Below are 13,360 nucleotides of genomic sequence, written 5' to 3' on the forward strand. Positions count from 1 at the left end.
GAGCTCGCCGAGACTCCCCGCATGCCCCGCTACCGCGGCCTCTTCCGCACCCCCGAGTTCACCCCGCTCTTCCTCACCGGCTCCGCCCAGATCGCCGCCCAGACCGTCGCCGGACTCGGGCTCGCCACCCTCGTCTTCCGCGCGACCGGCTCCCCGCTCCTGTCCGCCCTGGCGCTCTTCGGGCCCTCGCTCGCCCAGCTGGCCGGCGCCACCACCCTGCTCTCGGCGGCCGACCGGCTCCCGCCGCGCGCCACGCTCGCCGGGATCGCGGCCTTCTTCGCCCTGAGCACCGCGGTGCTCGCGGTCGCCGGGATGCCGACCTGGGCCCTCTTCGCGGTCCTGCTCGCCCAGGGGCTCGTGGCCTCGCTCGGAGGAGGGGTGCGCTACGGGCTCCTGAACGAGATCCTCGCCCGCGAGGACCACCTCCTGGGCCGCTCGGTGATGAACATGGCCGTCGGCGTCTGCCAGATCGCCGGCTTCGCCACCGGCGGCGTCCTGGTCGCCCAGCTCTCGCCGCGCGGCACGGTCCTCGTGGGCGCGGGGCTCTACCTCGCCGCCGCCCTCCTCGCCCGCCTCGGCCTCGGGGCGCGGCCGCCCCGCGCGGCCGGCCGGGCCTCGGTCGGCGAGACCTGGCGCACCAACCGGCTCCTGCTCTCCTCGCCCGCCCGCCGCCGCTCCTACCTCGCGCTGTGGGTGCCCAACGGGCTGGTCGTCGGCTGTGAGTCGCTCTTCGTGCCGTACGCCCCCGAGCGCGCCGGGCTCCTCTTCGCCTGCGGCGCGCTCGGGATGCTGGCCGGGGACGCGGCCGTCGGCCGCTTCGTACCGTCACGGCTGCGCGAACGGCTCCGCTTCCCGCTCCAGGCCCTGCTCGCGGCCCCGTTCCTGCTCTTCGCCCTCGACCCCGGGCTGCCGCTCGCGCTCGCGCTCGTGGCCGTCTCGGCCGTCGGGTACGCGGCGAGCCTGCTGCACCAGGAGCGGCTGATGGCCCTGGTGCCGGCGGAGCTGAGCGGTCACGCGCTCGGGCTCCACACCTCCGGGATGCTCGCCCTCCAGGGGGTGAGCGCGGCGCTCGCGGGCACCGTCGCCCAGTTCACGTCACCGCGCACGGGGATGGTGCTGCTCGCCCTCGCCTCGCTCGCCGTGACCCTGGCACACGTCCGGGCGGAGCGCAGGCCCGACGGCCCGGAACCCCCCACCCATGGGCCGGAACTCCCGATCGACGGCCCGGAGCCCTCTACCGAGGTGCCGTCGAGCGCATCACGACCGTCTGCTCGCACGGGCCGTCGGCGAACAGCTTGAGCGCCTCCATCTCGTCCTTGTCGACGGAGAGTCCCCAGCGCAGCTTGGTGCTCACCCAGTCGCCGACGTAGCGGCAGTAGAGGGAGTCGTCGGCGGGCACCCACTCGGCGGGGTCGCGTCCCGCCTTCTCCTTCTGGCTGCGGGCGGTGACGGCGACGAGCGTCGCGGCGGCACCCTGGTCGTTGGCGTACTGCTCGCGCCGGGCGGCCGTCCAGCCGGAGGCGCCCGACTGCCAGGCCTCCTCCAGGGCGACGACGTGGTCGACGCGGAGCGAGGCCGGGTCGGTGACGCTCTGGCCGTCGTAGGAGGAGGTCCACCGGCCACCGGTCAGCGTGCAGTCCGTCCCGGCCTTCGGGGCGTCCTCCGCCTCGGCGATGAGGACCTCGGAGCGGGTGTCGCAGCCGTCCGCCGCGTCGAGCCCCTGGTTCCAGTGGCGGAACGCCGACTCCTGGTAGCCGTCCGGGTCCTCGGAGGCCTCGGTCAGTTCGGCGAGCGCGTCGGGGAAGAGGACGACGCCGGCGGAGAGCGCGGGGGAGGGGGCGACGAGCGGGGACAGGATCAGGGCGAGCGGTGCGAGACCGCGCATCAGGTTCTTGATCATGTACCAGTGGATAGCGCCGGTCGCGGGGCGCGCGGGCGGAGAATCGCGGCGCGCTCCCCCGAGCGGGTGCGGATCTTCACCGCAGAAACGATGGGCTGGGGGTCCGTGCGCCCGTCCGTCCGGAGAGCGCGCTCGTATGACACGTCCGTACACACGAAGAAGAGCGCGGAACCAGGGACCGTAAACCTGGTTCCACGCTCTCCCGTTGTACCCGTCCGACGGCACGAGGCTGGCGCGACAGGACGTTCGCGCCGCCGGACGGAGTCTGTGGGGCCCCTGGGGGAAAGGGCTGGGCGTTGGGACCGCGGCGGCGGCGACGGGCGTGCCGGTTGTCCTCTTCCTTCAGGTCAAGAAGAGGGCCCGACGCCCTTACCACCGCACTGGCTCGACGCCGCCGCGGTCCTCACGCTTGTCCGGTCCGCCGACCACCCCTCATCCGGGCCGGCGATCCGGACCGCGTAGGGCACTGACCTCCCGTCAGGTGCCTTACGCAGTCTGGGTGGTGCTGGAGGATCAGTCCTCGCGCAGGGCGCGGACCGCCTCTTCCACGCGCTTGCCGTAGTCCGCGTCGGCGGCGGCGAAGTGCGCGAGGTTCTTCTCGATGACGTCCTCGCGGGACACCTGGGAGAGACCGCCGGCGATGTTGGCGATCAGACGCTTCTTCTCGTCCTCGGACATCAGGCGGTAGAGCTCACCGGCCTGGAAGAAGTCGTCGTCCTTGGTGTGGGCGGGCGCCTCGTGGGTGCCGGTCCAGCCGTGGATCGCGAGCGGCGCGGAGAGCGCGGCGTCGGTCTGGGCCGGGCCCTGGTACGAGTTGGGCTCGTAGTTCTTGTCGTGGCGCGAGCCGTTGCGGAGCGCCATGGCGCCGTCGCGGCCGTAGTTCTGGGCGGTCGTGGCCTTGGGGGCGTTGACCGGCAGCAGGGTGTGGTTCACGCCCAGGCGGTAGCGGTGCGCGTCCGCGTAGGCGAAGAGACGGCCCTGGAGCATCTTGTCCGGGGAGGGACCGATGCCGGGGACGAAGTTGTTCGGGGAGAAGGCGGCCTGCTCGACCTCTGCGAAGACGTTCTCCGGGTTGCGGTCGAGGACCAGGCGGCCCACGCGCTGGAGCGGGTAGTCGCTGTGCGGCCACACCTTGGTGAGGTCGAACGGGTTGAAGCGGTACTCCGCGGCCTCGGCGGCGGGCATGACCTGGACGTAGAGGGTCCAGCTCGGGTTCACACCGCGCTCGATGGCCTGGAGCAGGTCGGTCTGGTGCGAGTTCGCGTCCTTGCCGACGAGCTCGGCGGCCTGGTCGGCGGAGAGGCTGCGGATGCCCTGGTTCGTCTTGAAGTGGTACTTGACGAAGAAGGCCTCGCCCGCCTCGTTGGTCCACTGGTAGGTGTGCGAGCCGTAGCCGTTCATGTGGCGGTACGAGGCGGGGATGCCGCGGTCGCCCATGAGCCAGGTGATCTGGTGCGTCGCCTCGGGGGCGTGCGCCCAGAAGTCCCAGACGTTGTCCGCCTCCTGCTTGCCCGTGAAGGGGTCGCGCTTCTGGGAGTGGATGAAGTCGGGGAACTTGATCGGGTCCTTGATGAAGAACACCGGGGTGTTGTTGCCGACGAGGTCGTAGTTGCCCTCTTCGGTGTAGAACTTCAGGGCGAAGCCGCGGGGGTCGCGCACCGCGTCCGCGCCGCCGAGCGAGTCGGCCACGGTGGAGAAGCGGATGAACGTCTCGGTCTTCTTGCCGACCTCGCCGAGGAAGTCCGCCTTGGTGTACGCGGTGACGTCGTCGGTCACCTCGAAGTAGCCGTACGCACCGGAACCGCGGGCGTGCACCACGCGCTCCGGGATCCGCTCACGGTTGAAGCGCGCGAGCTTCTCCAGCAGGTGCTGGTCCTGGAGCAGGATGGGGCCACCGACGCCGGCGGTGGCGGAGTTCTGGTTGTCGGCGACGGGGGCGCCGGACTCGGTCGTAAGCACGCGCTTCGACATCGTGACCTTCCGTACGGGAGCTCTGCTGACGGTCCGAGGAGCGTAAATTCGGCTCGAACGTAACGTCAACAGTTTGTTGAAAATGAAGTGTGGTGTTCCGGCCGGCGGTGACGCCTGGGCGCGACAGGACAGGTGTCAGCGCCACCGCCGGCCGGAATTCAGGGGCCCCGTGGAAGGGGCTGGGGCCGGCCCCGGGGGGCGTGGCCCCAGGGATCAGACCTGCTGGCCGGAGAGACGCTCGACGGCGCGCAGCAGGGCCGAGTGGTCCAGGCCGCCGTCACCCTGAGCGCGCAGGGAGGCGACGAGCTGGGCGACGACCGCGCCGACCGGGAGGGCGGCACCGACGTTGCGGGCGGCGTCGGTGACGATGCCCATGTCCTTGTGGTGCAGGTCGATCCGGAAGCCGGGCTTGAAGTCCCGGTTCAGGAAGTTGTCCTTCTTGCGGGTCAGGACCGTGGAGCCGGCCAGACCGCCGTTGAGGACGTCCAGGGCGGCCTGGAGGTTCACGCCGGACTTCTCGAGGAAGACGACGGCCTCGGCGCAGGCCTGGATGTTGACCGCGACGATGAGCTGGTTGGCGGCCTTCACCGTCTGGCCGGAGCCGTGCGGGCCACAGAGGACGATGGTCTTGCCGAGGGTCTCCAGGATCGGGAGGGCCTCGTCGAAGTCGGCCTGCTCGCCACCGACCATGATCGAGAGCACGGCCTCGATCGCGCCGGCCTCGCCGCCGGACACCGGGGCGTCGATGACGCGGATGCCCTTCTCGGCGGCGTTCTTGGCGAGGTCGACCGAGGTCTGCGGGGTGATCGACGACATGTCGACGATCAGCGCGCCCTGCCTGGCGTTCTCCAGGATGCCCTCGGGGCCGTAGGAGATGGCCTCGACCTGCGGGGAGGCGGGCACCATCGTGATGATGACGTCGGCGTCCTTCACGGCCTCGGCGATCGAGGAGGCGGAGGTGCCGCCGGCCTTGGCGAGCCGGTCCAGCTTGTCCTGCTCCAGCGTGAAGCCGGTGACCGAGTAGCCGGCCTTCAGCAGGTTCTCGGACATGGGCGAGCCCATGATGCCGAGGCCGATCCAGGCAATCTTGGGAAGGTTGCTCATGAGGGTGCCTCTCAAAAACTGGTGGTACGTGGGGAGGGGGACGGCGGGGCCGCGCGTCAGCGGGCCGGGCGGGCCTCTGCGGGGAGCCACTCGAAGGACGCGGCGGCGTCGGCGGCCTTGTACTCCAGGCCGACCCAGCCGTCGTAACCGGCCTTCTTGAGCTCGTCGAGGAGCTGCTCCAGGGGGAGCTCGCCGGTGCCCGGAGCGCCGCGGCCCGGGTTGTCCGCGATCTGCACGTGGCCGGTCTTGGCCGCGTACTCCGCGATGACCTGGCTGACGTCCTCGCCGTTCATCGACAGGTGGTAGATGTCGAGGAGGAACTTGGCGTTGCCGAGCCCGGTCGCCTCGTTGACCTTGTCGACGATCTCGATCGCGGAGGGGGCGCTCACCAGCGGGTAGAGCGGCGACTCCGGCTTGTTGAGGGTCTCGATCAGCAGGATCGCGCCGACGCGGTCGGCGGCCCGGGCGGCCAGGACCAGGTTCTCCAGGGCGAGGGTGTCCTGGACAGCCGGGTCCACGCCCTCGACGCGGTTGCCGTAGAGGGCGTTGAGCGCCTTGCAGCCGACCGAGGCGGCGAAGTCCGCGGCGACGTCGATGTTGGCCCGGAATCGCTCGGACTCCTCACCGGGCACCGAGACCGCGCCGCGGTCCGGGCCGGGGAGCTGTCCGGCGTAGAAGTTCAGACCCACCAGCTGGGTGCCGGCGTCCTCAAGGGCTTTCCTGAGGGCGTCGAGCTCGCTCTGCTCGGGGGTGGCGGTGTCGATCCAGGGCCACCACAGCTCGACCGCGGTGAAGCCCGCCGCGGCGGCGGCCGCGGGGCGCTCCAGGAGCGGGAGTTCCGTGAAGAGGATCGACAGGTTCACATCGAAGCGCTGGTCCGTGTATCCCATGAGGGGCGGCGCTCCTTCCGTATCGCGGAAGTAAGTTTCTGTCTGACGGAATGTTGCAAGGGGGTTGCCTCAGTTGTCAAGAGGTCCCCGCAGGTCCGGGGCTCCCGCGCGCCGGAGCGGGGCCGTACTTTGGGTCCATGGTGCGTTTGAGAGTGGAGTTCACGACCGAGCCGTTCGACCTCGACGAGGCGCCGGCGCACGCGGTCGTGGCCCGTGAGGTCATCCAGTCGGCCGAACTGGACGCGGTCGACGTCGGCCCCTTCGGCAATACGGCGGAAGGCGGTGCCGACGAGGTGCTCGGCGCGGTCGACGCGCTGCTGCGCAGGTCGCTCGCGGCCGGTGCCACCCGGGTCTCGCTCCAGGTGAATGTGATCGGGGAGGGCGAGAAGTGACCGAACACCCGCTGGTCGCGGCAGTGAAGCCGCTGGTCGACGCCATGGGCGCGGAGCTGCTGGGCCCCGCGCAGGCGGAGGCCGACGACGTCGTCCTCTCCTGGGAGGGCGAGGACGTGCTCGCCGTGCGGCTGCCGCAGCTCTCGGACTCGCTGGACCACATCCTCGCGGCGATGGAAAGACGGCACGGGATGCCGTTGGCCGAACTCGACCGCAAGGCGAAGCAGGAAGCGGTGCGTCTCCTGGAGGCACGCGGTGCCTTCTCGGTGCGCCACGGGGTGGAGACCGTGGCGGGGGCGCTGGGTGTCAGCCGCTTCACCGTGTACAACTACTTGAACAGGGAGACCGCCCTGAGCAGGGAAAAGGCCGCCGAGGGCAGCTAGTTGATCTTGTTTGGCCGGAAGCCGTCGTCCAGATGTCGGGACGACGGCTTTTGTGTGGCCGACTTTTCAACAAAGTGTTGACGTCGTGTTGCGGAGGGCGTTAGCTATCCGCAGCCCGTCCGACGCACAGCGAAAAACAGCCACGGAGGCTTCCCGTGACTTCAGGTACGACACCGGGCCTCAACCGGTTCAACACCTCGGCGGACAGCGAGGCCCTCGCCGCGCTCCACGAGGTGTGCTCCAGCTCGGCGTGGGGGAGCAAACTGCTCGCCCAGCGCCCGTACGCCACCGCCGAAGCCCTCTTCCTCGCCAGCGACGCCGCCATGGCCGAGCTGACCACCGAGGACCTGGCCGACGCGATGGCGGGCCACCCGCCGATCGGTCGTCCGAAGGCCGGGGACCCGACCTCCTCCCGCGAACAGAGCGGGATGGCCGGAGCCTCCGCGGAGCTCAAGGCCGAGATGCTCGAACTCAACCTGGCCTACCAGGACAAGTTCGGTCATGTCTTCCTCATCTGCGCCACCGGCAGGACCGGCGAGCAGATGCGCGACGCGGTCCGTGAGCGGATCGGCAACTCGCCCGAGACGGAGCGGGAGATCGTCCGCACCGAACTGGGCAAGATCAACCGCATCCGGCTGACCCGTCTCGTAGAGACCTCCGAGGAGAACTCCGCATGAGCACCGACACCACGGCCTCGGTGTCCACCCACATCCTGGACACCAGCATCGGCCGCCCGGCCGAGGGCGTGACCATCACGCTCGCCGCCCGCAGCGGCTCCGACGCCGAGTGGGTCGCGCTCGGAGGCTCCGCCACGGACGCCGACGGGCGCTGCAAGGACCTGCCGGCCCTGCCGGAAGAAACCACCCACGTGCGTCTCGACTTCGAGACCGAGACGTACTTCGCCAAGAAGAAGCAAGCCGAGGCGCAGCAGGACGCCCCCCGCGTAAGGGACAGCGGTGCGTTCTTCCCGGAGGTGGCGATCACGTTCGCCGTCCAGCCGGGCGAGCACTATCACGTACCGCTGCTGCTCAACCCGTTCGGCTACTCCGTTTACCGAGGGAGCTAGCAGACATGCCCACGATTCTCGGCCAGAACCAGTACGGCAAAGCAGAGAACCGCGTCGTCAAGATCACGCGGGACGGCGACACCCACCACATCAAGGACCTGAACGTCTCCGTCGCCCTCTCCGGCGACCTCGACGACGTCCACCTCACCGGCTCCAACGCCCACTGCCTCCCCACCGACACGACGAAGAACACCGTCTTCGCGTTCGCCAAGGAGTACGGCATCGAGTCCGCCGAGCAGTTCGGCATCCACCTCGCCCGCCACTTCGTGACGAGCCAGGAGCCGATCAAGCGGGCGCGCATCCGGATCGAGGAGTACGCCTGGGAGCGCATCGCCTCCTCGGACGCCAACTCCAAGTTCATCGGCGCCGACGAGGTCAACCACTCCTTCGCCCGCAAGGGCCAGGAGACCCGGGTCACCCAGGTCACCTACGACGGCGAGAAGTGGGAGGTCATCTCCGGCCTCAAGGACCTCGTCGTCATGAACTCCACCAACTCGGAGTTCTGGGGCTACATCAAGGACCAGTACACGACGCTCCAGGAGGCGTACGACCGCATCCTGGCCACCCAGGTCTCGGCCCGCTGGCGGTTCAACTGGACCTCCGACGAGCAGCGCCTGCCGAACTTCGAGCGGTCCTACGAGCAGACCAAGAAGCACATGCTCGAAGCCTTCTCGGAGACGTACTCGTACTCCCTCCAGCAGACGCTGTACCAGATGGCCACGCGCATCATCAACCACCGCTCGGAGATCGACGAGGTCCGCTTCTCGCTCCCGAACAAGCACCACTTCCTGGTCGACCTCGAGCCCTTCGGCCTCAAGAACGACAACGAGGTCTACTACGCCGCCGACCGCATGTACGGCCTCATCGAGGCCACCGTCCTCCGCGACGGAGCGACGGCGCAGATCCCGGTCGACATGACCAACCTCTAAGCGGCATCCGCGTCACCTGCCCCGCCCGCCCGCAGTCGGGCGGGGCAGGTGAACCGGACCGGAGGGATTCTCATGGCACAGCCCGCAAAGGGGCCGGCGCACGCCGAAGGCCCGTGTTCCACCCCGCCGGACACGACCCACCAGGTCCACCCGGTGGACGAAAAGCTCCCCGCCTCGCGGCTCGTCCCCGCGGCACTCCAGCACATCGCCGCCATGTACGCGGGCGTCGTCACCCCTCCGCTGATCATCGGCCAGGCCGTCGGCCTGGACACGGCCGGGATGACCCGGCTCATCGCCGCCAGCCTGCTGATCGCCGGCTGCGCCACGATCCTGCAGACCCTCGGCATCCGGACCTTCGCCGGCAACCGGCTCCCGTTCGTCAACGCCGCCTCCTCGGCAGGCATCACCCCGATGCTCGCCATCGCGGAGACCAGCTCTCCCGGGCACCAACTCCCCGCCATATACGGCGCCGTGATGGTCGCCGGAGTCTTCTGCCTCGCCGTCGGACCCTTCTTCGGCAGGCTCCTGCGCTTCTTCCCGCCGCTCGTCACCGGCGTCGTCATCACCCTCATCGGGGTCACCCTGATGCCCGTGCCCGTCGGCTGGGCCCAGGGCGGCGACAAGCACGCCGCCGACTTCGGCGCCATGAAGTACCTGGCGCTCGCCGGCTTCACCCTCGTCGTCGTCCTGCTCTTCCAGCGCTTCGGCAAGGGCTTCGTCAAGCAGATCGCCCTCCTGCTCGGCCTCTTCATCGGCACGCTCGCCGCGATCCCCTTCGGGATGGCCGACTTCACGGCCCTGCGCGAGGCGCCCGTCGCGGCCCTGCCCACACCCTTCGCCTTCGGCGCCCCCGAGTTCCAGCCGGCCGCGATCCTCTCCCTGTGCATCGTGATGCTGGTGCTCATGACCGAGTCCAGCGCCGGCATGCTGGCCCTCGGCGAGATCTGCGACCGCCGCAGCGACGGGCAGACCATCACCCGGGGCCTGCGCACCGACGGCATCGCGACCCTGATCGGCTCCGTCTTCGGCGGCTTCCCGACCTCGGCCTTCGCCCAGAACGTCGGCGTCGTCTCGCTGACCCGGGTCCGCTCCCGGTACGTCGTCGCCGTCGCCGGCGGAGCCCTCCTGGTCCTCGGCACCTTCCCGGTCCTCGGCGCCGTCGTCTCGATGGTCCCGATGCCCGTCCTTGGCGGCGCCGGCATCGTCCTCTTCGGCTCGATCGCCGTCAGCGGCATCCGCACCCTGTCGGAAGCCGGACTCGACGACAGCTCCAACATCATCCTGGTGGCCGTGGCGCTCGGAGCGGGCATCATCCCGCTCGCCGCCCCCACCTTCTACGCCGACTTCCCCGCCTGGGCGCAGACCGTGCTCGGCTCCGGGATCAGCGCGGGCGCGCTCGTCGCCGTCCTGCTCAACCTGTTCTTCCACCATCTCGGCACCCGGAGCCGTCACGCGGCTCCGGCACTCAAATCCTCCTAGGGTCCTGCCGTGCCCACACCACCCCCGAGGAATGAAGGAAGCACCGCCATGGCAGCACCTTCGGCAGCCCAGCGCATCGTCATCGAGAACGCGGCGATCGCGACCGTCGACGCGAACGACACCGAGTACGCCTCCGGCTACCTGGTCGTCGCCGACAACAAGATCGAGTCCATCGGTGCCGGCAAGGCGCCCGAGGGGCTGGAGAACGTGGTCCGGCGGATCGACGCCACCGGTCATCTGGTGACGCCCGGTCTGGTCAACACCCACCACCACTTCTACCAGTGGATCACCCGTGGCCTGGCCACCGACCACAACCTCTTCAACTGGCTGGTCGCGCTCTACCCGACCTGGTCGCGCATCGACGAGTCGATGGTCCGGGTGGCCGCCCAGGGCTCCCTGGCGATGATGGCCCGCGGCGGTGTCACCACCGCCATGGACCACCACTACGTCTACCCGAAGAACTCGGGCGACCTGTCCGGTGCCATCATCGGCGCCGCCTCCGACATGGGCGTCCGCTTCACCCTCGCCCGCGGCTCGATGGACATGAGCGAGAAGGACGGCTTCCTGCCGCCCGACTTCGCCGTCGAGACCACCGAGGGCGCGCTCGCCGCGACCGAGGAGACCGTCAAGAAGTTCCACGACGCCTCCTTCGACGCGATGACCCAGGTCGCCGTCGCCCCCTGTTCCCCCTTCTCCATCTCCACCCAGCTCCTCAAGCAGGGTGCCGAGCTGGCCCGCCGGCTCGGGGTGCGCATGCACACCCACGGCTCGGAGACCGTGGAGGAGGAGAAGTTCTGCCACGAGCTCTTCGGCATGGGCCCGACGGACTACTTCGAGTCCACCGGCTTCCTCGGCCAGGACGTGTGGATGGCGCACTGCGTCCACATGAACGACTCCGACATCGCCGCCTTCGCCCGCACCGGCACCGGTGTGGCGCACTGCCCGTCCTCCAACGCGCGCCTCGCCGCCGGCATCGCCCGCGTACCGGACATGCTGAAGGCGGGCGTGCCGGTCGGCCTCGGCGTCGACGGCACCGCGTCCAACGAGTCCGGCGAACTCCACACCGAGCTGCGGAACGCCCTCCTCATCAACCGCCTCGGCGCCCACCGCGAGGCCGCGCTCAACGCCCGCCAGGCCCTGCGCCTCGGCACCTACGGCGGCGCGCAGGTCCTCGGCCGCGCCGACAACATCGGCTCCCTCGAAGCCGGCAAGCTCGCCGACTTCGTCCTCTGGAAGATCGACGGCCTCGGCCACTCCTCGATCGCCGACCCGGTCACCGCGATCGTCTTCGGCGCCGCGGCCCCGGTCACCGCCTCCTTCGTCAACGGCAAGCAGATCGTCGAGAACAACCGACTGCTGTTCGCCGACGAGGAGCAGATCGCGCGCGACGCGCGCGCGGAGGCGCAGCGCCTGGCCCGGATCACGGCCCAGAGCTGACCCTCCCCATGGAGTCCGACCGAGGGGGACGGCCCTCGGTCGGTCGCCGCGGACCCGAGCGGGGCCCGCGGCAGCCCGACCGGGAGGTGCCGTACGAAGAAGACGTACGGCACCTCCCGGGAAGGTGAACCCCGCCCGCCCCCCGACGGGCACCCGTCCCCGCGCAGCGCCTCCTCCCCACGCGCACCCGCTCCACCCCAGCACCTCGCAACGAGCCGTACCTCCTGCACCGAGCACCGCATCGCACCACCTCCCTGAACCCCGCGTCACCGCCGACGTGTAACCGACCGGAGGAACCGCCGTGGCCGCCAAGCCCCAGGTTCGCAATGCACAAGACGCAGGCTCCGCCCCCGAAGACCGTGAGAAGCATCCGGTCGACGAGACGCTGCCCCCACTGAAGATGGCCACCAGCGGCCTCCAGCACGTGGCCGCCATGTACGCGGGCGTCGTCGCCCCGCCCCTGATCGTCGGAGCGGCCGTAGGCCTCTCCGGTACCGAACTCACCTTCCTGACCGGCGCGAGCCTCTTCACCGCCGGTCTCGCGACCTTCCTCCAGACGCTCGGGGTCTGGAAGATCGGCGCCCGGCTCCCGTTCGTCAACGGAGTCACGTTCGCCGGTGTCGCCCCGATGCTCGCGATCGTCGACACGACCGACGACAAGTCCGACGCCCTGCCCGTCATCTTCGGCGCGATCATCGTCGCCGGACTCCTCGGCTTCCTCGCCGCCCCGTGGTTCTCCCGGCTCGTGCGGTTCTTCCCGCCGGTCGTCACCGGCACGGTCATCACCCTCATCGGTGTCTCCCTCCTCCCGGTCGCCTTCGGCTGGGCCCAGGGGCCCAACCCCAAGGCCGAGGACTACGGTTCGACGACCTTCCTCTCCCTCGCCGCCATCACGCTCGTCGTGGTGCTGCTGCTGCGCCGCTTCACCCGCGGCTTCCTCAAGCAGGTCGCCGTCCTGGTCGGCCTCGTCATCGGCACGCTCATCGCCATACCCTTCGGGGTCACCGACTTCTCCCCGGTGACCGAGGCGGACATCGTCGGCTTCCCGTCCCCGTTCCACTTCGGTGCCCCGCAGTTCGCGCTCGCCGCGATCATCTCCATGTGCGTGGTCATGCTCGTCTCCATGACCGAGTCGACCGCCGACATGCTGGCGCTCGGCGAGATCGTCGAGCGGCCCGCAGACGAGAAGACCATCGCGGCCGGCCTGCGCGCCGACACCCTCGGCTCCGCCATCAGCCCGCTCTTCAACGGCTTCATGTGCAGCGCCTTCGCCCAGAACATCGGCCTGGTCGCCATGACCAGGATCCGCAGCCGCTTCGTCGTGGCCTGCGGCGGTGGCTTCCTGGTCCTGATGGGGCTGTCCCCGGTGGCCGCCTCGCTGATCTCGGTCGTGCCCCGGCCGGTCCTCGGCGGCGCGGGCGTCGTCCTCTTCGGCTCGGTCGCCGCCAGCGGCATCCAGACCCTGGTCAAGGCCGGCCTGGAGAAGGACAACAACGTGCTGATCGTGGCCGTCTCGCTGGCCGTCGGCATCATCCCGATCACGGCGCCGGAGTTCTACCACGCCTTCCCGGAGACCGCGAAGATCATCCTGGACTCCGGCATCTCCACCGGCTGTGTCGCGGCCGTCCTGCTCAACGTGGTCTTCAACCACCTGGGCAGCGGCAAGGACGACGACCAGGTCACCGCGCCGATGGAGCCGGGCGAGGAGATCTCCGGCAGCGCCACGGCGAAGGCGGCGCACGTCCACTGAACCCGCTCGTCGCCCCACCGACCGCCCCGGTCCCCGCGCACGCCGCGGGGCCCGGGGCC

At 70.1% G+C, this 13,360-nt stretch carries 13 protein-coding genes; 9 read left to right on the forward strand and 4 right to left on the reverse strand.

Going from position 1 to position 13,360, the window contains the following annotated elements; translation table 11 throughout:
* Positions 1-21 precede the first annotated feature (21 nt).
* On the forward strand, positions 22-1,299 hold the full coding sequence (locus tag ACF08F_RS16530) for an MFS transporter (RefSeq protein WP_392299194.1): 1,278 nt from the start codon (positions 22-24) through the stop codon (positions 1,297-1,299).
* On the opposite strand, the gene ACF08F_RS16535 is transcribed toward ACF08F_RS16530, so the two are convergent.
* The 4 genes from ACF08F_RS16535 to ACF08F_RS16550 form a co-directional block, all read right to left on the reverse strand.
* On the reverse strand, positions 1,235-1,900 hold the full coding sequence (locus ACF08F_RS16535; protein ID WP_392299195.1) for a DUF1524 domain-containing protein: 666 nt from the start codon (positions 1,898-1,900) through the stop codon (positions 1,235-1,237). The two genes, ACF08F_RS16530 and ACF08F_RS16535, sit on opposite strands and share 65 nt — an antisense overlap.
* Positions 1,901-2,413: 513 nt before the next feature.
* Positions 2,414-3,871 carry a catalase gene (locus ACF08F_RS16540; RefSeq protein WP_392299196.1) on the reverse strand — a complete coding sequence of 486 codons (1,458 nt, stop codon included), beginning with the start codon at positions 3,869-3,871 and terminating at the stop codon, positions 2,414-2,416.
* 213 nt (positions 3,872-4,084) lie between these two features.
* Positions 4,085-4,975 carry a 2-hydroxy-3-oxopropionate reductase gene (locus ACF08F_RS16545; RefSeq protein WP_392299197.1) on the reverse strand — a complete coding sequence of 297 codons (891 nt, stop codon included), beginning with the start codon at positions 4,973-4,975 and terminating at the stop codon, positions 4,085-4,087.
* Positions 4,976-5,031: 56 nt separating this feature from the next.
* Positions 5,032-5,865, reverse strand: coding sequence for a TIM barrel protein (locus ACF08F_RS16550; protein WP_392299198.1), 834 nt, complete (start codon positions 5,863-5,865; stop codon positions 5,032-5,034).
* A 140-nt stretch (positions 5,866-6,005) separates the two neighbouring features.
* On the opposite strand from ACF08F_RS16550, the gene ACF08F_RS16555 reads away from it, so the two are divergent.
* The 8 genes from ACF08F_RS16555 (at position 6,006) to ACF08F_RS16590 (ending at position 13,301) form a co-directional block, all read left to right on the forward strand.
* On the forward strand, positions 6,006-6,257 hold the full coding sequence (locus ACF08F_RS16555; protein ID WP_329625519.1) for a hypothetical protein: 252 nt from the start codon (positions 6,006-6,008) through the stop codon (positions 6,255-6,257).
* A gap of 44 nt (positions 6,258-6,301) precedes the next feature.
* A complete protein-coding gene (locus ACF08F_RS16560) occupies positions 6,302-6,640 on the forward strand; it encodes a helix-turn-helix domain-containing protein (RefSeq protein ID WP_392299523.1) in 339 nt (112 codons plus the stop codon).
* A 155-nt stretch (positions 6,641-6,795) separates the two neighbouring features.
* Positions 6,796-7,317, forward strand: coding sequence for a 2-oxo-4-hydroxy-4-carboxy-5-ureidoimidazoline decarboxylase (gene uraD, locus ACF08F_RS16565; protein WP_392299199.1), 522 nt, complete (start codon positions 6,796-6,798; stop codon positions 7,315-7,317).
* Positions 7,314-7,706, forward strand: a complete 393-nt coding sequence (gene uraH, locus ACF08F_RS16570; RefSeq protein ID WP_055640663.1) for a hydroxyisourate hydrolase — start codon at positions 7,314-7,316, stop codon at positions 7,704-7,706. Before uraD ends, uraH begins: the two co-directional genes overlap by 4 nt.
* Before the next feature lie 5 nt (positions 7,707-7,711).
* Positions 7,712-8,635, forward strand: coding sequence for a factor-independent urate hydroxylase (gene pucL, locus ACF08F_RS16575; RefSeq protein WP_392299200.1), 924 nt, complete (start codon positions 7,712-7,714; stop codon positions 8,633-8,635).
* Between the two features lie 72 nt (positions 8,636-8,707).
* Positions 8,708-10,114: a nucleobase:cation symporter-2 family protein gene (locus tag ACF08F_RS16580; RefSeq protein ID WP_392299201.1), complete on the forward strand. Its 1,407-nt coding sequence runs from the start codon at positions 8,708-8,710 to the stop codon at positions 10,112-10,114.
* Between the two features lie 48 nt (positions 10,115-10,162).
* Positions 10,163-11,551, forward strand: a complete 1,389-nt coding sequence (locus tag ACF08F_RS16585; RefSeq protein WP_392299202.1) for an 8-oxoguanine deaminase — start codon at positions 10,163-10,165, stop codon at positions 11,549-11,551.
* A gap of 301 nt (positions 11,552-11,852) precedes the next feature.
* A complete protein-coding gene (locus ACF08F_RS16590) occupies positions 11,853-13,301 on the forward strand; it encodes a nucleobase:cation symporter-2 family protein (protein ID WP_392299203.1) in 1,449 nt (482 codons plus the stop codon).
* Positions 13,302-13,360: the final 59 nt, after the last annotated feature.

Source organism: Streptomyces sp. NPDC015130 (assembly GCF_043080005.1).
Classification (GTDB): Bacteria; Actinomycetota; Actinomycetes; order Streptomycetales; family Streptomycetaceae; genus Streptomyces.